Source organism: Bifidobacterium pongonis, from assembly GCF_019331805.1.
Lineage (GTDB): Bacteria > Actinomycetota > Actinomycetes > Actinomycetales > Bifidobacteriaceae > Bifidobacterium > Bifidobacterium pongonis.
Genome location: NZ_JAHBBE010000001.1, coordinates 188,038 through 208,976 on the forward strand (window position 1 = coordinate 188,038; position 20,939 = coordinate 208,976).

Sequence of the window (20,939 nt, forward strand, 5' to 3'; positions counted from 1 at the left end):
CCACGCCAACGCCGTTAGACACTCCGCGTCTAGCCGTTGGATATCGAAAATGTAAACCCCTTTTGAATTTTGTGGGACCAAACTGGACGTATAGCCCTTGGAAAGCCTACGATGAAACACATGGCACAGATTTTTGACGCACCCTCAAAGGCGATTCTGCGTAGTCAAATTGCAGAGCACATCGCCGAAACGAACAAAAACGACAGACGAGAGACTCTGGAAGGCGAGGCACCGCTGCCTCCCGACCGTTTCTTCGACCGCGAATTGAGCTGGCTGAAGTTCAACAAGCGAGTCCTGGAGCTTGCCGAGGACGAGGATCAGCCGCTGCTGGAACGCACGAATTTCGCAGCGATCTTCGCCAACAACCTCGATGAGTTCTTCATGGTTCGCGTGGCAGGCCTCAAGCGCCGCATCGATTCCGGCATCGCGGTCCCCTCCGCCTCCGGCCTGAGCCCCCGCCAGCAGCTGCGCGCGATCAGCGATCAGGCGCACGCCCTGCAGGACGAGCACGCGCACTATGTGATCAACCACATCCTGCCCGCGCTTGCCAAAGAGCATGTGGTGCTGCTGAGCTGGGACAAGCTCACCACCGAAGAGCAGGAGCGTCTCTCCCGCTACTACCGCCAGCAGGTGTTCCCCGTACTCACCCCGCTCGCGGTCGACCCCGCCCACCCGTTCCCTTACATTTCCGGCGGTTCGCTGAACCTCGCCGTCCTGGTGGAGAACCCGACCAGCGGCAAGTCCCACTTCGCCCGTGTGAAGATTCCGGACAACCTGAACCGTCTGGTCCCCGTGGACGACATGACCGACGAGGAATCCAGCGAGGAGCGTTACGGCTTCATCACCATGGAGAACCTCATCATCGCCCATCTCGAATCGCTGTTCCCGGGCATGATCATCAAGGAGGCCCGTTCCTTCCGCGTCACCCGTAACGAGGACATCGACGTCGAAGAGGACGATGCCGAGAACCTGCTCAACGCCATGGAGAAGGAGCTGCTGCGTCGTCGTTTCGGACCGCCGATCCGCCTGGAGATCTCCGACGAGACCAGCCCGTTCCTCTCCCAGCTGCTCGCCGATCAGCTGCGCGTGAGCGTCGACGAAGTCTACCGTCTGCCGGCTCCGCTGGATATGACCGTACTGTTCGAACTCGGCGGCATCGACCGCCCCGATCTGAAGAACCGCCCGTTCATCCCCACCACGAACCGTCAGATCGCCGAAGTCGAATCCAGCCGTGCGCAGGACATTTTCGCCGCCATCCGCGAGCGCGACATCCTGCTGCACCACCCGTACGATTCCTTCTCCACCTCCGTGCAGGCGTTCCTGTCGCAGGCCGCCGCCGATCCGAAGGTGCTGGCCATCAAGCAGACGCTGTACCGTACCAGCTCCAATTCGCCGATCATCGACGCCCTGATCGATGCCGCCCATGCCGGCAAGCAGGTGCTGGCGCTGGTGGAAATCAAGGCTCGTTTCGACGAGGACGCCAACATCAACTGGGCTCGCAAGCTCGAACGCGCCGGCGTGCACGTGGTGTACGGCATCGTCGGTCTGAAGACGCACTGCAAGCTCATCGAAGTGGTCCGTCAGGAGCAGGACGGCCTGCGCCGCTACTGCCATGTGGGAACCGGCAACTACAATCCGAAGACCGCACGCCTGTACACCGATCTCGGCCTGCTGACCTGCGATCCGGTCGTCGGCCAGGATATGACCCGCCTATTCAACCAGCTGAGCGGCTACGCGCCGAAGTCCAGCTTCCACCGTCTGCTGGTCGCGCCGCGTACCATCCGCACCGGCCTGATCCAGCGCATCCGCCGCGAGGAGGATGCCGCACGCGCCGGCAAGGAAGCGTGGATCAAGATCAAGGTCAATTCGGTGGTGGATGAGAAGACCATCGACGCCCTGTACCGTGCAAGCCAGGCGGGAGTGAAAATCGACATCGTCGAACGTGGCATCTGCTCGCTCAAGCCGGAGGTTCCGGGATTGAGCGACAATATCCGCGTCCGTTCGATCCTCGGCCGTTTCCTCGAGCACAGCCGCATCTACGCGTTCTGCAACGCCGACGGCCCGCAGATCGGCGAAGGCCCGCTGTCCGGCCCGGAAGTGTGGATTGGTTCCGCCGATCTGATGCACCGCAACCTCGACCGTCGTGTGGAGGCACTGGTCCGCATCACCGCGCCGGAACAGATCAACGAGCTCATCAAGTACATCGACATGCAGATGGCCGATTCGACGATCAGCTGGCATATGCAGGCCGACGGCTCGTACGTGCATCATTCCAAGGATGAGGAAGGACGCCCGTTGATCGACAGCCAGGAGTACCTGATCAAGCAGCATCTGCGCCGCCCGGCCACCCATAACTGACCGGCAGCCGCTGCAATGGTTGTGAAACAGCGCCATGCGTAGGGAAGAGCCCGGGAGACCGGGCTCTTCCCTTGTTACCGAACAGCTGAATCGGACGGCGCTGACGCAGGCCATTCCCGAATCATGGAATCATGAACAGAAGGCAAGATCATGAGACGAATTGTTGAGGCCGCCGGCGGCATCGTATACCGCAGACGCGCAGGCGAAAACGGCGAACCCGGCGAAATCGAGGTGTGCCTGGTGCACCGCCCCAAGTACGACGACTGGAGTTGGCCGAAAGGCAAGCTCGACGCCAACGAATCGCACAGGCATGCCGCAGTGCGCGAGATCGGCGAGGAAACCGGCATGCCGGTGGTGCTCGGACCATATTTGGACGATGTCGCATACCCGTTGAGCGACGAGGGCAAGAAGCACCGCAAGTCGAACAGTTCCGCGTCCGTGCTCAAGCATGTGATGTTCTGGATGGCCACGCCGATCAGCGTGGAGGAGGATCGCGACCGTGCGGCGGCGCTCGGCCCCGTGCATCGCGCCGACGTGGGCGAAATCAATTCGGTGCTGTGGCTCACCCCCTCCGAGGCCCGCAAGAAGCTCACCCATTCCACCGATAAGGATCTGCTCGCGGTGTTCATGAACCGCATCGCCGAAGGTGCCGACCGGGCCGTACCGTTCCTGGTGGTCCGCCATGGCAAGGCCGAAGCCCGCAAGGCGTGGAGGGGCGAGGAGGCGCACCGCCCGATTACGCCGCACGGCGCCGCCTGCGCGTTCGCGCTCAGCTACGAGCTGGCCTGCTTCAATCCCAAGCGTCTCACCTCATCGCCGTGGACGCGCTGCCTGGAAACCATGGACATGTTCTCCTGGCAGACGAAGCAGAAGATCATCCATCTGCCCCAGCTCACCGAGGATGCGTTCGCCGAAAACCCCAAGGCTGCTTGGGATTGCTTCTACGGTGAAATGCTGAACGCCGCCCGCACTGGCACGCCGACCGCCATCTGCATGCACCGCCCGGTCATCGGCGGCATGTTCGATCATATGCGCGGCCTGTGCGCCTCGCGCTCGCTCGCCAAACGGCTTATCGCCAAATCCCCCTACATGCCCACTGGCACGGCATTGGCCGTATTCGCCGTCCCGAACCGCGACGGCACCCTCACCATCATCGATCTGCAAAAGGTGGTACCGCTTGTCTACTAGACCTGCAAACCCTAGCTCCTCGAATTCCTCCGCGGCCGCAGCGGCCGCACGCGCCTCGCGTTACGGCGCGAACGGCGTAGGATTCGCATCCCTGCGCACATCCGGCACAAGCTTCTCCCCCACGCAGCTCGGTGCGTTGCGCCCGGCCCGTCCGGCGCAGTTGAGTCCCGCCGTGGCGGAGAACATCGCCGGCGGCATGGATCCGCAGGATATCAGCGAAATCAGTCACCTGTCCGCAGCAGCCCTGCTCGACCGTGTGCGCCACAGCGAAGACCCCGAAGTGGTGCGTCGCGTGCTCACGCTGGTGGAAACCGTCGGCGTCGACGAGATCGCCGAACTGTGGAGCAAGGCCGAACCGGATTCACTGCCCGGCATCCTGTGGCGACTGTATCTGCTACGCACGTGGATGCGCACGCACCGCGACGGTATCGCACGCCTGTGGCGCGTGGGCGAACCCGTCGCGACCAGCGCTTCCGCCATCGCCGGCGTAGATCAGGCACCGACCGAGGATGCCATCGCACGCACCGCGGATTCGATTCTGTCCGGCGCGTTCACCGGTGACTTCGCCATGGCGTTGGATCGTGCCGCCGCGTTCGTCGAAGTGGTGGTGCTCGGCTTGCGTATCGAATCGAAGTATATGACGGCCAAGGCCGCGCAAATGCACCCGGAATCGGAGAAGCAGATCCGCACGAAGGCGGCCCGTCTGCTGCACACCGCGGGCAATCTGAGCGTGACGGCGAAGGACTTCCAGCATGGCGCCGCGCTGTGGCGCTGCGGCAAGCTCGAATAGCGTACGCACCGCGTAATCCGTTCATCGCGGCTCATCACAACCCATCACAACCCGTCACCGCTCATCGCACCGTAACCGCCGGAAGGCCGCTTCGCATCCAATTTGGCTACCTAAGATACTCTTCGGTAAGATACTCATGAGTATCTTACCGAAGAGTATCTTATTAATAGGGAGGCTCGGGGCATGTTCGTAGGCAGGACCCGTGAACTGCAATCGTTGGAACGCATGTGGAAACGCGATTCGTTCCAGATGATGGTGATGCTGGGACGCCGCCGCGTGGGCAAGACCACACTGATCGACGAATTCGCCGAGGGCAAACGCACACTGTATTTCACGGCGCGCCAGCAGACCTCGGCGAACAACCTCCGCGATTTCTGCCGCACCATGTACGCCTTCTTCGGTTTGCCCGATTCCATGCCGACGCTCGCTTCTTGGCAAGACGCGCTGGACTTCCTCGCCGATCGCGCGGCGCAGGAGCCAAAACGGTTCCTCTTCGTATTCGACGAATTCCCCTACGCCGCCATGAGCGAACGTTCACTCCCTTCCTCGCTGCAGATCGTCATCGATCACAGGCTCAAGAACCTCAACCTCATGATCATTCTGTGCGGCAGCAATGAGGGATTCATGGAAAGCGAGGTTCTGGGGTATAAAAGCCCGTTATATGGGCGCCGTACCGGCCAGATGCGCCTCGCCCCCTTCGATGCCTTCGACGCCCGCGCCATGCTCGGCCAGGTGCCGGCCGAGGACGCGATCCGCTATTACGCCACCTTCGGCGGAACCCCGTACTATCTCGCGCAGATCAGGCCGGAACTCGGCTACGAACGCAATGTCATCGACCTGATGTTCAACACCAGCGGCCTGCTCTATGAGGAGCCCGCCATGCTCATGCGCCAAGAGCTGCGGGATCCTGCCACCTACAACTCGGTCATGGACGCGGTGGGGCAAGGCGAAACCAAGCAGAATGCCATAGCGGACAAGGCAGGCATCGCCCCTTCGTCCATCGGCAAATACCTCGCGGTACTCACCGATCTCGGATTAGTGGAACGTCAGATTCCTTTCGGTGCGGACCCCGCACGCTCGCGCAAGGGTCTGTGGAAGATACGCGATCCGTTCTTCGCCTTCTGGTACCGCTTCGTCAGCCCCAATCTGCTTTCCATAGAGAACGGCGACGGGGAACTCGTAGCCAAGGCGACGGTGTTCGGCCCCGCGCTGGACACTTACGTGGGGCAGCGTTTCGAAGACGTCTGCCTGCAGTGGCTGCATCGCACCAATTCAAAAGCCGAACTCCCCTTCCTGGCCACCAATTTCGGCCACTGGTGGGGCGCCGACCCGGCGGCCAAAGCTCAGGCCGATATCGATGTCATCGCTGCTGATCCGAAAGCGGGGCGCATCCTTTTGGGCGAGTGCAAATGGCGCAATGATGTGAATGTGGCCGAAACCATCGCCACGCTGCATGGCAGGGCGAAGCTCATTCCCGGCTATGAGGAGCACCGGTTCGCCTTGTTCCTCAAAACCGACGAGCTGGCACGCACCGCCCGGGAACGCGGCGAATCCGACCTCATGGTCAAGTCGGCGAACGACCTGTTCCGCGAGCAATACGCGTGACTGCGAAGGACTTCCAGCATGGTGCCGCGCTGTGGCGCTGCGGCAAGCTCGAATAGCGTATACTGTTATCTGCGTCGGGCCGTGCTTAAGCCCCGGGCTCCATTTTTTGCCGCTGCGAGCGGCCTTTGCGCCGACAGGCGCTTTCATGGTTCGGCGCATTACACGTCAAACGGCGGTTCACTCCACATGGAAGGAACCGCCGTTTTGTTTCCGCAAGCCGAGCCGGGCAAGCCGAACCCGCAAGCCGAACCGGGCAAACCGCCTCTACTTTCGGCTTCTGCCCACCTCATACCCGCGCCGACGCGCAGCCTCGGCGTAATGCCGGTACGCGCCGTAGGAGATCAGCGACACCGCCGCCAATGCCAATCCGCCCAGCAGTATGCCGCGCATGGTCGTTCCGCCGGTGAACGGCAGTTCCTGCACGGCCACCCTGTTGACGAACGCCGCACCGTCGAAGGTCTTATACCCCGGCGTGCTGGCACGCACCGACAGCACGCCCTTCTCCTGGTCTTCGGTCACCACGAATCGCACGTACCGCACGCGCGAATCGTAGATGATGTCCGCGATGTCGACGGTCTTCTCCCTCACCTCGTACACGTAGGTGCCGGTTTTCGAGAAGGTGAACGATCCGAACGTCACCACGCCGTAGATGCCGTCCACCAACGTCGATCCGCCGCGCACCGAAACCTCATCCGAGGATGGGACGGGCAGCACCGCGAGCGTCGTGGCGTTCGCGGTGCAGCCGATCGTGCCGCCGTCGATGGTGAAGTTCAGCGTGTTCGCGGAAGTCTCCGTACTGTAGTTGCACCTCCTGGCCGTGAACGTGAACGTCGTGCTTGCATTCCACTGCCGCCCGATGAGCTGCTTGTACAGCGGCGACGAAGCCTTGATGGAGGCCGGGGACAGCACTTCGTAGGTGTTGGCGAAGCCGAACACCCAACCCGTCAGTCGGTCGGTTTTCGTTTCGCCGTCGACGACGCCCGCGGTCGCGGTCGGACTGCCTTGGGTGTAGTCGCGGAACTTCGCGTCATTGCCATCCTTCTTCAACGCCTTCGTCACGGTGTACATGGTGCCGTCACCGTTGTCATACACAGTGACTTCGGCCATGTACTGCGTCTGTTTGAACCAGACGTTGTCGATGCGCACATCGCCCTTATTATCACCGCTGGGGATGGGATTGTCGGACACATCGTCGGGCGTCGTATTCGTCGAACCGTCGATGGTGTGCCGCGGCAGCTCCTTGATGATGAACCGGTATGTTTTGCCTGCGTCGGTCTGGTTGAACACCAGACCATGTTCGGTGCCGTCCGTATCGATGGAACCGGCGAGCTTGCCGACCATGAGATCGGTCGCCTTGCCTTGGTTCTCGGGGCCTTGGCCCTTCGATTCCGTGGCATTGGTGGTGGCCGCATTGCTGAATTCACGGTCCTTGACGAGACTGCCGCCCGAAATACGCTGTTTCGATTCGTCATCGGCGCCTTCGATGGTGAAGGTGAATTCGCCGGCGCGAAGATTGCGTGTGGTGCCTGCGTTCTTGTTCAACAGCATTTTCTGCACGTCGAAACCGGTGTATGCCAGACGCGCCTGATAACCGTTGGTGAACGCCGCCGCATCGGTGGCGTTCCGGTCGCTCTCCGTGGTCGCCCGCGCATTGTCGTACACCGTGGTGACCTGCAGTTCGCCGCAATGCTTGCCGTTCGCATCCAAATCGCTGACCGTGAAGGTGACGGTGGCCCGATGCGTGTCGTAGTCGATGTAGCCCAGATCGCCTTTGGTTTCCGCGATGGTGAACGTATACGTTCCGGCACGGTTGAATCGCAATGTGTCGAAGGCCTTCGTGATCGACGTGCCGGCCGCCGAACCGGTGGTGCCGTCCGTGACCTTCGCCTCCATCGACTTGCCGTCCGCCAGGCAGCCCTCAGCAGTGTCCGTGCAGTCCACGTCGCCGTCCGCAATGGCCTGACGGGTCGCATCATCCGCGGCCGACAGCGTGAAATCGAACGAGAACCTGGACCAGTCGTGGCCGGTCAGCGTCTTGCGCACCTGCGGCTGTGCCGTCACCGAATCCGCCGTATACGAGTTCGTGAAGTTCAACGGCGTGCCGTTATCGGAAGCCGTCACCTTGGTCAGGGTCGCCGTCGGCAACTCGGACAAATCGGCGCAATCGGCCTTGTAATACGTCACGTCGGCGTCCACTACCGTCGTGCCCGTCGTAGCGCCCGCTGTAGCGCCCGTATCGGTTCGCGTGCTCACCGTCACCGCGGCCACGTACACGGTGGAATCGTACTTCACCGGATCGTTGTCGCCCTGACTGGAACTGTCGGCGGCCGTATGCCGTTTCTCGGAAATCGCATAGAAATACGTTTTGTTCGCATTCCCTGCCTCGAAGGCGATGCTCGGGAACGTACCGGCGTAGTTCGCGTCGAATGCGGCGTCCACCGAAGTCAGCGACGTACCGCCGCTCTGCTGGGGCATCGGCGCACAGGACGTGGATGCGGCATCCGAACCGCATGTCACGCTGCCGGTTGCAGCGAGCACACCCGCCATACTCACTGTATCGCCCAACGTCACATTGGCCGTCTGCGCACTCGCCACGGGCTTGAGCGTGGAGGCGAACATGCCAGCCTGGTAGGCGTAGCCGTTCTCCGTGTAGGTTTTATGCGTTTTGAAGCTCACGTACCGCGGATCGGTGCTGAACGTGTTCGTGAATTCCGCAGGATTGCCCTTCGCGTCCACGGCGGTGCCATTCGCGGCGAAACCGGCGTCGTTGCGCGTCTGTTTGACGCTGACCCCGGTGACCACAAGCTTGCCGTCCTGCACTGCGACGGTCACGGCGACCTCGTAGACCGCATTGGAATAGCTGAAATACTGCTGGTACAGGCTCTTGTCCGCGGCGGTCGGCGTGTATTCGGTGAGCCGGTAGGTGTAGGTTCCCGGCTTGCTGTAGGTGATCGTGCCGAAGGTCATGTCACGGCTGGCAGCCGTACCCGTCACGCTCTGCCCGGTGGTCGAGTTCAGCACCTTGTCCATGACGGCGTCGCCGGTCGCGCTATCCGTGCCGGTCGAGCAGACCGCAGTATCGGTGATGCCGTCGCAGCCGGGCATGGGCGCATCGTTGTCGCTTTCCAGATGGAAGCGGAACGCAAAATCGTCGTTCCATGCGGTGCCGCTCACGGTTTTGCGCACGGTGATGAAGTCGCTGGCCTGCAGGTCGGTCGTCATGCCGCCGTACTGGTTGGAGAACACCGCTTTTTGGGTGCCGCCGGCGCGTGTGATCGTGCCGGTGTCGCCGGTCGCGCCGATCTGTTTGAATCCTTCGGGCACGGGCGCATCTCTGGCATCGGTCGGCTCGCTGACCGCATAGGAGACGCCGTCCGTGATGTTGGCGATGCTCAACGTCTCATTGTTCCGCAACGTGATGGTCGCAGTGGTCGCGCAGCGTTCCTCGTCGGTAGCAGTGGATTCGCTGGTGACTGTGGCGGTGCACAGCTTGAGTTCGCCTTGCGCACCGGTGCCGCTGGCCGCGATGCCGTCAAGCTTCATGACCACGCTTCTCGTCGTACCGTCGCTTCCACCGGTGATGGAACCGTGATAGTAGAAGGTTGTGCCGTCCTGCTTCAAGGCGTTCTCATCGGCACCCTTCAGCACGACCTTGAAGGGGAACTGCTGGTCGTCGAGCGCGGACACGGTTTTGCCGTCCACAGTTTTTGTCGGCCCTTCGTACCCTTCCGCGACGCTCGCCTTCTTGGTGATCGTGAGGCTGGGCTTGCGCTTGTCGGTCACGCGCACGATGGTCGCGCCGGTGAACAGGTGCGCCAAATCGGAATCCTTGAGCGAGAATTTCACGCCCATACCGCCCAGATCGTCGTCAAGGTTCTGTTTCACGCCGAGCCATGTCCAACCGGTGGTGTTGGCGAAACCGTTGTCGGTCATGTTGCTTTCGTCGGCCAGCCAGTAGCCGCCGACGCTCTTGCCTTCCTTATCCTGCTTGAGCTTCCAGGTGACCTTGACGGATTTGCTGGTGGTCTCCCACTTGCGATCGGTCACGCACTGCTCGGTTTCGCAGCGTTTCTGCGTCACGATGAGATCCGACAGCGTGCGGTTGACGTCACGGTTCGAGGCGAACTGGTACAGCGACTGGTTCAGCGTGCCGACGTGCGTCACCGTGGATATGCCGTCATCCTCCGTGCCCGCGTCGGCGTAGATGCCGTCGTCGGTGATGAGCACTTTGGCCAGCGTGCCGTTGGTCTCGTAGCCGGCCGGGGCTTTCATCTCCTTGATGTAGTACGTGCCGTTGTCGAACGTCACACCGTTGGCTTTCATGCCGAACATGCACGAACCGTCCATGGGGAACGGGTAGTCCGTGTCCTTCGTCGTGCAGGTCTGCATGGGTTCCGCGTCCGATTTGAGCGTCACGGTACCGTCCTGCGCCTTGTCCGTCTGACTTTCCGCGTAGATGCCGAAGGTCGCGCCTTCAACGGGATTGCCGTCCTCGTCGACTTTCTGCACGATCGGCGCGTTGCGCACGTCGGTGACGGCGATCTGCACACCGTGCTGGCGGATGAACTGGTCGCCGTATTTCGAACCGGCCACCGAGGCGAGACGCACGGTGTTATCGCCGTTCATGTCTTCCGTGCGGTCCGCGGTCGTGTAATACACGGCCACGGTGTGCAGCGCGTTGTACCGTTCATCCGGTTTCACCATGTTGTAGTACGTGAAGATGTCGCCGGGCAGGTTGTCGATCGAAGCGGAGTATTTGCCCTCCGAATTCTTGGTGAAGAAGTGGAAGTAGCTGGTAGTGCCGGCCGCATCCGATTTGGCGAGGTCGGCCACCTGGCTGAGGGTATCCACGCTCTCCTTGGAGAGTTCCCAACCTTTGAGCGCGCTGCCGGACACCGCATACCATGAGTCGGTCGCGGGAGTGCCGTTTTCCGTCTTGTCGCGTTGCAGGATGACCGCGAAGGCGCGACCGCCCTTGTCGAGGTCGATCGGCGTCTCGTCCTGGTATCTGGTCGCCTTGTAGACCGTGCTGCCGCTGTTCACCGTCAGGGTTTCGCGCGGCACCGACCATGCGCCGCTATCCCATTTGCCTTGCTCCTCGTTGCACAGCAGCAGGCCGTTGCCCGTGGCGCCTTCCTGGTAGCGCAATCGCACGTCGGCGGAGACACGGTACCCTGGTGGGGCGCTGACTTCCTTGAGTACGTAATGCGTCACGCCGTCGCCGTCGCGGGCGAGCGAGGAAAAGTTGAGCGGGGTGTCCGTGTCGAGGTCCTTGAACACGTACGAACCGTTCTCGTCGGTCACACCTTCGCTCAGCAGATCGCTGTCGGTGTAACTGTAGTCGCTTTTGGCCGCGTACAGCCTGAATCTGGCTCCGGGCACGCGATTGCCCTGCTGATCCACTTTCACCAGGTTGTTGTCGGGAAGCGTGGCGAGGTTGAATTTGAGTTTCAGGTTCGAGTTGCCGCCGCCGCGTTCCAGGTAGAAGAAGTCCAGGGTGTGCGAGGTGCCGTCTGCGAAGGTGTCACCGGAGAATTCGAATTTCTGGTATTCCTCGGAATCCTCGCCGTAGGCGTCGGCGAAGGCCTGCCTGATGGTCGTGGTGGTCGAGTCGAATACGTAGTCCTTGTACTGTTCAAGGATCCACGAAGGGTAGTTGGCGCCGTTCGACACCGTGACCTTGCCGGATTGGAAGTCGATGCTCAACTGCAGTCGGTCGTGCAGGCCACTGACGTCGCCCACGAGCACGCCGTCGATGAACACCCACACATCGTCGTCGCCGGAGAAATCGAAGGTCATTGGCTCGTCGTTCACCGTGCCGCCGTTCGGCTGGATGAAGTAGGCCTGCGAATGCATGCCGAAATAGTGGTTGAGGCTGCTGACGCCGTCCGAAAGCGTGGATCGCGAATTCACCTTCGAGCTGAGCGTGCCGCTGGTGGTGTTGACTCTGAACACCTGATCGGCGGTGTTGAAGGGGAAGAACTGGCCGCTCTGCTGGTCATGTCCGCCGCTTGTCGTCGTCACCGCAGAGGTGTCGTACAACGTGATCTTGTTGGTCGCGGTGTTGAGCGAGGCGAAGTTCTTCTGGGAATCGTAGACGTAGTAGCCGTTTTCCAGCTGCAGCAGACCGTTGACGTCCCGGTATGCCTTCTTGTAGTCCGCGGATTCGGTGTTTCTCGGGTCGAACAGGTAGGCCAGGGATTCGTCGCCTTTGGTGGTGGGTGTCCCGCCGTTGCTGCGCCATTTGCCGGACTTATTGTTTTTGGCGAGCGTCGGGTATCCGTCCGTCAGTGTCCGGTTGACGATGCCGAGCGTCTTGGTCCAATCGGGATAGTCGCTCTTCCAGTATGTCTTCCAGGAATCGCTCCACGGGCCGCCGTAATTGACTTTGTATGTCTCTTTGCTTGTGTTGGATATGGTTCTGACGTAGGTCGGATCGCCGGTCCATTTGTTGATGTAGCTGCCGTCGCTGTCGCCGAAACCGTTGTAGGTGAATTTGAGCGGATGATCCTTATTGATGCCGGCGTTCTCCTGATCGGAGACGTCGGTGTTGTCGTTGGCGTTCTGCGTGGTTATCCAATAATCGAACAAATCGGTGGACACCGACGACGGATTGACATCGTTTGCAACGATGTGTTGCACGTACGGATCGGAGGTGCCGCTATCCGCGGCGTTCGCGGAGGTCGCCGGTGTAATCAGGGAGCACATCATCGTCGCCAATGCGACAATGACGGCGATCGGGCGTGCGCCCGCCTTACCTACCGTGCCGGTTCCCTTCGCGTGACGATGGTTCCGAACCGGACGCCAGGGGAACATCATGATCCTTTCGACATGCTGCAACGTTCCATCAGACACGGGAATACGCGACGACCCATTTCTCGGAATGGAAATTGACGGGCCGTCGAATCGACAACAGCAGAATAGCACAAGGGAAAACATCCCCCGAACCATGCCATCGTTCTCACGCCGAACATGCGGCAAACCAAGTCATATCAAGGCCTGCCGCGCCCTTCCGCACACCCCCGCGCGACACCGCAATCAGCCGCGAGCGAACAAGGCGATGGCGAAGCCGGGACGGCGTGCCGCCGAAGCTAGCGTTTCTTCTTGCGCCCCTTGATGAGAATGTCGAGCACGATCCAGCAACCCAACGTGAATGCCACGATGTACCCCATGAAACCGACGATCGGAATGCCGAATACCACCGGTTTGATACCCGCGTAGTACACGATGGACGAGCCGATGAACAAGCCGACCACGATAAGCGCCATCGTCAGCCTGTTCACCATATCCGACAGCTGCTGGAACGGCTCCTCCGAGCCGACGAGTTCCATGTTCACCCTCAACTGGCCGCGGGTGAGCATGCGCGTGGCGTGCTTCACCTCGGTCAGCGCCGCCATCGCGTCGTGCAACGCCTGCCGGCTTTCGATGGCCAACGATTTCGCCTCGTTCTTCACCATCGCCTCGGGGCTTTGCGAGGAGGCGATATGCGCGGAGATGATCTGGATCATATTGACGTTGGGGATGAACTCGTCAAGCAACCCTTCCAGCGTGACCAGCGCACGACCGACCGTGGTGATGCTGCTGGGGATCTCGATGCCGTGGCGCGTCGCAAGCTGGGTGAGCGATGCGAGGAACGCCGCGATGTCCAATTCCGCCAAGTCGACCGTGCCGAACTCCTGCACGACCATATCGAGGTCGGCAAGCAGCGACGGGTAATCCTCGCCCTCCGGGCTGGCGACGGCGAAACGCAGCAGACTGTCCGCCAAGGCGGGCGAATCCTGCTTGGCGACGGCGAAGATCATATCCCTGAGCACGTTGCGGGTGCGCTGATCCAAACGCCCGGTCATGCCAAGGTCGATGAGCACGATCTGCCCGCCGCGCACGATGATGTTGCCCGGATGCGGATCCGCGTGGAAGAAGCCCTCATCCAGGATCTGCGTGGCATAGTTGTCGACCAGCTTGGTGCCGATCTCCTTGAGGTCGTACCCGGCGGCGATCAGCTGGCCGGGGTGTGAGACGGAAATGCCGTCGACGTAATCCATCACGACCACATGCTCGGTGCACAGCTCCGGGTAAGGGGCCGGGCAATCCATGTACTTGTAGGGCTTCGAGAATTTCTTGAACGCGGCGAGATTACGCGCCTCGACCAGCGAATCGGTTTCCGCCTCGAAGGTGTCCCACAGCTCCTCGACCACACCCTTGAAATCGATGATCTGCGTGTCGGGGAACAGCTTCGCCGCCACCTTGGCCAGCGAGCGCATGATCGACACGTCCTGCGCCATGGTTTCGCGCACGCCGGGGCGCTGCACTTTGACTGCCACATCCTCGCCGGTGATGAGCGTGGCGCGGTGCACCTGGGCCAGCGACGCCGAACCCAACGGCTTGGGGTCGATGCGCGAGAAGATCTCCTCGATGGGTCTGCCGTATTCCCGCGACAGCGTATCGACCACGGTCTGGTAGGGCATGGGGTCGGCGTCGGCGCGCAGTTTGGACAGTTCGTCGCAGAATGATTGCGGCAGCATTTCGGAACGCATCGACAGGATCTGGCCTACTTTCACGAACGTGGGGCCGAGCGCTTCGAACATGAGGCGCATTTTGACCGGTGTCAGGCCGTGGAAGATGTCGAACTGCTTGGCGATGCGGACGATTTCCTTCAGCCGCTTCGCCTTGCCGCGCCGCGTGAGATGGTAGCGCTCGGAGAAGCTGTCTCGGCGCAAACCGAACAGCGAGAAGGTTTCCCCTTCCCGCTGCACGGCTCGCTCAAGATCCACCGTGGAATCGGTGGGCTGGGATGCGGAATCGCTCACTCGGACTTCTCGTCCTCGTCCTTGGTCGCCGCTTCGGCGGTGGCCTTCGCGTCGTCGACGGCTTCGGTCACCTTGCGCTTGAGCTCGGTGTTCAACGCCTTGCCCTGCTCGACGGTGAGCTCGCCCTTCTTGACGAGTTCGTCCACGATTTCGCTGCTCTTCTCGTACGTGGTGGCCAGGGCGCCGATGCCCGCCAGCACGATCTTGCGCAGGCCGTCGCCCAGATTGAGATCAGCCATGATGCCCTCCTTGTATCGCTTATCGCAGGATGCGGCGGGGTACCGCATCGCTATTCCCTAGACTACCGCACGAGTCGCGCGGAAGCTCTGAACAAACGCCGGGCGCTGTCAGGGTCAGCGCGGCCTGGAGGCGGCGACCTCGCGGGCTTTCGCGCAGTATTCGTCGAGCCGCGCGAGTTCGGCGCGCCCTTCCTCCGACTGTTCCGACAGGTCGAAGGAGCCGTAACGGCGTTCCACTGCGGTGCGGATGAGGAAGTCGCTGATCGCCGGGTTCTTCGGCAGCAGCGAGCCGTGCATGTACGTGCCGATCACGTTGCGCACGCGCGCGCCTTCGGTGCCGTCCTCGCCGTTGTTGCCCAGGCCTTCGCCGACCTTGCCCAACGGTTTCACGCCTTCGCGCAGGAAGGTCTGGCCGGAATGGTTCTCGTAGCCGATGATGTCGCCGAAATCCTCGGAATGTTCGACCAGGTTGCCGATGCGTCGCACGTCGCTGCCCACGGTGTATGCGCCGATTGCGCCGATGCCGTCGAGTTTCGTGCCGTCCACGGTTTCGAAATATTCGCCGAACAGCTGGTACAGGCCGCAGATCATGAGCATCGGCACGCCGTCGTCGACGAGCCCGCGCAGCAGGTCGGCGCGTTCGAACAGGTCGTCGATGATCTTCTTCTGACCGGTGTCCTGACCGCCGCCGCCGAGGATCATGTCGACCTGTTCGGGCCATTCGTCGCCCTGGTTGATGCAATGCACGCGCGGCTCGTAGCCGTACAGGCCGAGCCTTCGCGTGATGGTGAGCACGTTGCCCGTGTCGCCGTAGATGTTCATGTCCTTCGGATAGAGGGACACGACGTCGATTCGTTTGCTCATCTGCCCACCCCCGCATCGGAGACTTCGGTGATTCGTCCGAGCACGGCACGCGCCTTGAGCATGGCGGTGTACGTGCAGTACATGTGCTTCGGTTTGCCGGGGTTCGCGGTCACGAATGCGGTGACGGCCTGGTCGAAATCGGTATCGACCTTCCCCACCGGCACGCCTTCATAGCCCAAACGCAGCGCCATATCCCACGCACGCACGCCGGACACGGTGGCGACGCCGGTTTCGCGCAGCGACGTGAAGTCCACGTCCCACAGCCAGCTCATGTCGCGCCCGTCGGCGTATTCGTCGTTGATGGCGATCATGGTGTCGCAGCCTTGCGGCGCGAAGGAGGCGAGCGAAAGACGGAAGCCCATCGGGTTCTTGACCAGCAGCAGTTCCACCGGGGAGCCGTTGACGTCGATCACCTCGCCGCGGCCGAACGCCGGGGTCACTTCGGATACCGCCTTGATGAGCGAATCCGCATCGCTGCGCATCTTCGATTCCGGCACATCGGCGGCCACCGCGCGCACGAGGGACAGCGCCGCCGCGGCGTTGTACAGGTTGTACACGCCTTCCAATTTGACGTCCGTATCGTGGTTGCGCCCGTCCATAAGGAAGGTGGCGGCGTGGTCGCGCACCTCCACGAGGGTCACGTCGGCGCAGTGTTCGGCGGTTGGCGCCGCCGCGGACGCGGCCGTCGCAGCCGTGCCGGACGCAGTCGCAGCCGTACCGTTCACGCCGTTTTCGGCGTTCCCGGCCCCGCCGTTGCGCACGGCCTCCACGGCCGCCGCGTTCATCTCGTCGTCGGTCGGGAAATAATGCTTGAGCGCCGCCGCCAGGCCGAAATAGCGCACGGACGTGCCATGCGGCACCTTCTCCGCGAGCGCGGCGATGCGCGGATCCTCGCGGTTGAGCACCACGGTTCCGGTGGTGGCTTCGGCCACATGCCCGAGCAGTCTGGCGGTGTTGTCGATTTCGCCGAAACGGTCGAGCTGGTCACGCATCACGTTGAGCAGCAGACTGTACTTGGGGCGCACCTGCTTGACGAAATGGACCGCGTAGGCCTCGTCGAGTTCCAATACCGCGATGTCGGCGTCGAGTTTGCCGGTGAGGCTGACTTCGGTGAGCAGCGCGGAAACCACGCCGCGCGTGAAGTTCGACCCGGTGGGGTTGGTGAAGACGCGCAATCCCAGATCGCTCAGCATGGAGGCGACCATGCGCGTGGTGGTGGTCTTGCCGTTCGTGCCGGAGACCAGCACCACACCGTACGGCAGTTGCGCGAGCGTGCGGGCGAGGAATCCGGGGTCGATGCGTTCGACCACCTTGCCCGGCAGCGCACTGCCGCCGTGTCGTGTCAGACGTGCGAGATGGCGCACGCCTCGTCCTATGGCTACCGTTGCGAACATCGCATCACACTCCCTGCGCGTAATCCTGCGGCATGTCCTTGAACTTCGAAGTCGCACCGAGGAATGCCAGGTGGAAGGTTTCGGTCGGACCGTTACGGTGCTTGGCCATGATGATGTCGGCCTCGCCCGGGCGGTCCTCCTTATCGTAGAAGTCGGGCCTGTGCACCAGGAACACCACGTCGGCGTCCTGTTCGATCGAGCCGGATTCACGCAGATCGGACAGCTGCGGTTTCTTGTCGTTGCGCATTTCCGGGCCACGGTTCAGCTGGCTCAGCGCCACAACCGGCACTTCAAGCTCCTTGGCGAGCAGCTTGAGCGCACGGGAGAAGTCGGAGACCTCCTGCTGGCGGCTTTCCACCTGCTTGCCGGACGACATGAGCTGCAGGTAGTCGATCACGACGAGTTTGAGGTCGTTGGTCTGCTTGAGTCGGCGGCATTTCGCGCGGATTTCCATCAGCGACATGTTCGGCGAATCGTCGATGAACAGCGGGGCGTCGTCGAGTTTCGACCAGAAGTTGTTGAGCGTGGCCCAACGGTCGGAGGTGATCTCGTCGGCGCGGCGCAATGCGCCCAGGGGGATGTCGGTTTCGGCGGAGATGATGCGCTGCGCGAGTTCCACCTTGCTCATTTCCAAGCTGAACACGATGGTGGTCATGTGGTGGTGGAGCGCGGCGGAACGGGCGAAATCGATGCCGAGCGTGGACTTGCCCATGGCGGGTCGGCCGGCGACGACGACCATCTGGCCGGGCTGCAGGCCTTGGGTGAGGTCGTCGATGTCACGGAATCCGGTCGGCACGCCCTTGTTGACCAGGCCCTGCTGCAGCTGGTCGATCTGGTCGAGCGCGTCGTGCACCACCGGTCCGATGGCCGTATAGTCCTGGCGCACCTTGCCCACGGACATTTCGTAGACCTCGGATTGCGCGAGATTGACGACGTCTTCGGCCTGCGAGCCTTCGGCGGAGTAGCCGAGCTGCGCGATCTTGGTGCCCGCGGCGATCACGTTGCGCAGAATGGCGCGCTGGTGCACGATTTCGGCGTAGTACGTGGCGTTGGCCGCGGTGGGCACGGAGGCGACGAGCGAATGCAGGTAGTCGACGCCGCCGACCTTGTCGAGGTCGCCGTGCTTGAGCAGTTCGTTGGCGACGAGCACGGCATCCACCGGCTGCGACGCGGAGAACAGGTTGATGATGGACTCGTAGATGGTCTGGTGCTTGGGCTGGTAGAAGTCGGTGACCTCGATCATCTGGCTGACTTCGCCGATGGCGTCCTTGCTCATCAGCATGCCGCCGAGCACGGCCATCTCCGCATCGTCGTCATGCGGGGGCACGCGGTCGAACAGCGCGTCCCTCACCGGGCTGCCCGTCCTGCCGGGCACGTAATTGCCGCCGCGGTCGTCGAATCTGCGCGTACCGCCGCTTGCGTTGTCGTGAACGTCGTCTTCCCAAGGTTCCTGAGCCATGATTCCCCAGTATAGGAGAGGTGCCCGAGCTGCTTGCGGGGCGTTGGGATGGGTGCACGTTGCGTGTACGGAATCGAACACCGATCGTGTGCGAAAGTGAACGGGGGTTGAACGGGGTTCGACGTGTTCGCAACACGCGCGGGGAGCCAATGTGGATAGAAAAATGAGTTATCCACATTTCGGGGATAACTGTGTGGATAACGTCTTACGTTATCCACATATTGGGGATAACTTTGTGGACAACATGAGGATAACTTTTCCACCGCGGATGACCGGGTTGCGCAACCGGCGGATTCATGGTAGAACGATCGACGCTCGCCTGAAACCGCCATTTTCCAACGGTTTCAGACGTTCCGTTCACATGTGGTAGCGTGCGGCCGCATACATGTTGCGCACCAAGGTCTCCCGCCATCTGCTCCAACCGTACTGTTTGCTTATGGTTTCGCCCGCCGTCGCGCCCAACGAGGAACCGTCGGCGCGTGTGAGGTCGAACAGCATATCCAACAGGATCGGGTCATGGTCGACGCACGTCGCCAGATCGTCGCCCACCGTCGGATCGTTCGGGTTCTTCCCCGTGGCGAAATCGGACAGCGTCAGATGCTCGCGCACCAGCAACGTCACCCACCACACCGTCTCCTCGCTGTACCCCATACGTTTGAGAATCGCATTGGCGTGACGTGCGCCCTCGGCCGCATGGTCGGCGACGCCCGGACGTTTGCCGATATCGTGCAGAATGCCGGCCAGAAGCAGCGCGTGATACCGTTCGTCGCTGTATGGCACGCCGCTCGGCGACATGCGCCCCAGCCGGGAAACCACTTCGACCATATGCCGGTCGATGGTGTACCGGTGCGCCGCCGACGCACTCGGACGGTTGCGCACGCCCAGCCATTCGGGAATCCAACGGCCCGGAATATCCACGAAATCAAGCTCCTCCCAGACGGTGAGCAGCGAATCGGAACAGGCGAGCAGCCGCACGAACAGTTCACGCGATTCGCTATCCCACACGCTGTCGCGGATCGGGCAACGGCGCAGATTATTCAAGGTTCCCGGCGCGATGGGCAGCCCGGACTCCGCCGCCGCGACGGCAACACGCAAGGCGAGGGTCGCGCTGGCTGCAGGGTCCACGCCGGGGGCGAGCACAACCTCGCCCTCATGCTTGGCGATACCGGGGGCGAGCAGTTCGAATTTCGGTGCCTCACGCTTGCCGTGCGAGCGCGGTTTGGCCAACTGGAAGAAAGCGAAACGCGGTTTCTCATGCGTGAGCGAATGGCCCGCACGGGAGGCGGTGGCGTCAAGGGAGAACGCGATGCTGCGGCCAAGCCGGGCCAGCAGCGTCTGCAGATCGTCGATGGATTTCGCCTCGCGCTCCCCCTCCGGCAGGGTCGGGTCGGCCAAGCCGAGCATCGCGGCGACATCGGCCTGGTACGGGGCGAGCAAACGGTTCGCATCCTTGCCCGCGACCAGATGAATGCAATCACGCACGTCGAGCAGACGTTCGACGGCATCGTCGTACCGCCCGTGCGGGCGATCCGCCAGCCATGAGGCCGCGAGCGCCGACACCAGCACCGAATCGCGCAAACCGCCGCGCGCCTCCTTGATGTCGGGCTGATTGAGGTATTCCATGCGGCCGAATTCATCCAACCGGCTTTTCGCGGAGTCAAGCAGTTCGGGCAACCTTCTGCGTGCCGCCTTGCGCCAGCGTTCCAGAATCGACAGGGCCGTGGTGCGGATGAGCTCCGTATCCCCCGCGACCGGCACCACGTCAAGCCAGCCCATCGCGGCGGGCAGATCATGGTCGGTGACCGCCTCGCACTGCGCGCGCGTACGCACCGACTGGTCCAGATCAAGCCCCGAATCCCACAACGGGTACCACAGTTTGTTCGCCAACGCGTTCAATTGCTGGTCGTTCAGCGCCTTGGCATCGTAGATGAGCACCAGGTCGAGATCCGAGCACGGGCCCACCTGGCCACGCGCCAACGATCCCACCGCGCCCAAACCCACGCCCGTCTTCGGCACGTCGAACTCCACCGCCTCGCACGCCTCATCCCACAGGTCACGCAGGCACGCCATCGCCAGATCGGTTCTGGCCTTGCGTTTCGCCGCCCCATCGCGGTATACGCCGTCCCCATCGGCGCGGCTCATCTCCATGAACCGCCGTTTCAACCCGTCAACCGCCGAAGTCATCGCCCATCATCCCTTTCTTTCCACTTCCATGTGCGCGTCGTGCGCGATCGG

11 protein-coding genes are annotated in these 20,939 nt (G+C 62.1%); 4 read left to right on the top strand and 7 right to left on the bottom strand.

From position 1 onward, the window contains the following. Window positions 1–120 precede the first annotated feature (120 nt). From KIH75_RS00890 to KIH75_RS00905, 4 genes are all read left to right on the top strand, one after another. Window positions 121–2,358 carry an RNA degradosome polyphosphate kinase gene (locus tag KIH75_RS00890; protein WP_219054922.1) on the top strand — a complete coding sequence of 746 codons (2,238 nt, stop codon included), beginning with the start codon at window positions 121–123 and terminating at the stop codon, window positions 2,356–2,358. A 150-nt stretch (window positions 2,359–2,508) separates the two neighbouring features. Next, window positions 2,509–3,546: an NUDIX hydrolase gene (locus tag KIH75_RS00895; RefSeq protein WP_219054921.1), complete on the top strand. Its 1,038-nt coding sequence runs from the start codon at window positions 2,509–2,511 to the stop codon at window positions 3,544–3,546. Next, window positions 3,536–4,336, top strand: a complete 801-nt coding sequence (locus KIH75_RS00900; protein ID WP_219054920.1) for a hypothetical protein — start codon at window positions 3,536–3,538, stop codon at window positions 4,334–4,336. The genes KIH75_RS00895 and KIH75_RS00900 overlap by 11 nt, the downstream gene beginning before the upstream one ends. A 183-nt stretch (window positions 4,337–4,519) precedes the next feature. Next, window positions 4,520–5,941 (top strand): ATP-binding protein, encoded by a 1,422-nt coding sequence (locus tag KIH75_RS00905; protein WP_219054919.1) that lies wholly within the window; start codon window positions 4,520–4,522, stop codon window positions 5,939–5,941. A gap of 264 nt (window positions 5,942–6,205) precedes the next feature. Here the strand turns inward: KIH75_RS00905 and KIH75_RS00910 are convergent, their stop codons facing one another. The 7 genes from KIH75_RS00910 to KIH75_RS00940 form a co-directional block, all read right to left on the bottom strand. Beyond that, window positions 6,206–12,760, bottom strand: a complete 6,555-nt coding sequence (locus KIH75_RS00910) for a Spy0128 family protein (protein WP_236027929.1) — start codon at window positions 12,758–12,760, stop codon at window positions 6,206–6,208. Window positions 12,761–13,032: 272 nt separating this feature from the next. Continuing rightward, window positions 13,033–14,712, bottom strand: a complete 1,680-nt coding sequence (locus KIH75_RS00915; protein WP_338024253.1) for an ABC1 kinase family protein — start codon at window positions 14,710–14,712, stop codon at window positions 13,033–13,035. A 32-nt stretch (window positions 14,713–14,744) separates the two neighbouring features. Next, entirely contained in the window at window positions 14,745–14,987 is a 243-nt protein-coding gene (locus KIH75_RS00920) for a phasin family protein (protein ID WP_219054917.1), read from the bottom strand. A gap of 114 nt (window positions 14,988–15,101) precedes the next feature. After that, a complete protein-coding gene (locus tag KIH75_RS00925; RefSeq protein WP_219054916.1) occupies window positions 15,102–15,851 on the bottom strand; it encodes a type 1 glutamine amidotransferase in 750 nt (249 codons plus the stop codon). After that, window positions 15,848–17,245: a Mur ligase family protein gene (locus tag KIH75_RS00930; RefSeq protein ID WP_219054915.1), complete on the bottom strand. Its 1,398-nt coding sequence runs from the start codon at window positions 17,243–17,245 to the stop codon at window positions 15,848–15,850. Before KIH75_RS00930 ends, KIH75_RS00925 begins: the two co-directional genes overlap by 4 nt. Before the next feature lie 4 nt (window positions 17,246–17,249). After that, on the bottom strand, window positions 17,250–18,704 hold the full coding sequence (dnaB, locus tag KIH75_RS00935) for a replicative DNA helicase (protein ID WP_236027928.1): 1,455 nt from the start codon (window positions 18,702–18,704) through the stop codon (window positions 17,250–17,252). Window positions 18,705–19,061: 357 nt separating this feature from the next. After that, window positions 19,062–20,888: a [protein-PII] uridylyltransferase family protein gene (locus tag KIH75_RS00940; protein WP_219054914.1), complete on the bottom strand. Its 1,827-nt coding sequence runs from the start codon at window positions 20,886–20,888 to the stop codon at window positions 19,062–19,064. Between the last annotated feature and the right edge of the window lie 51 nt (window positions 20,889–20,939).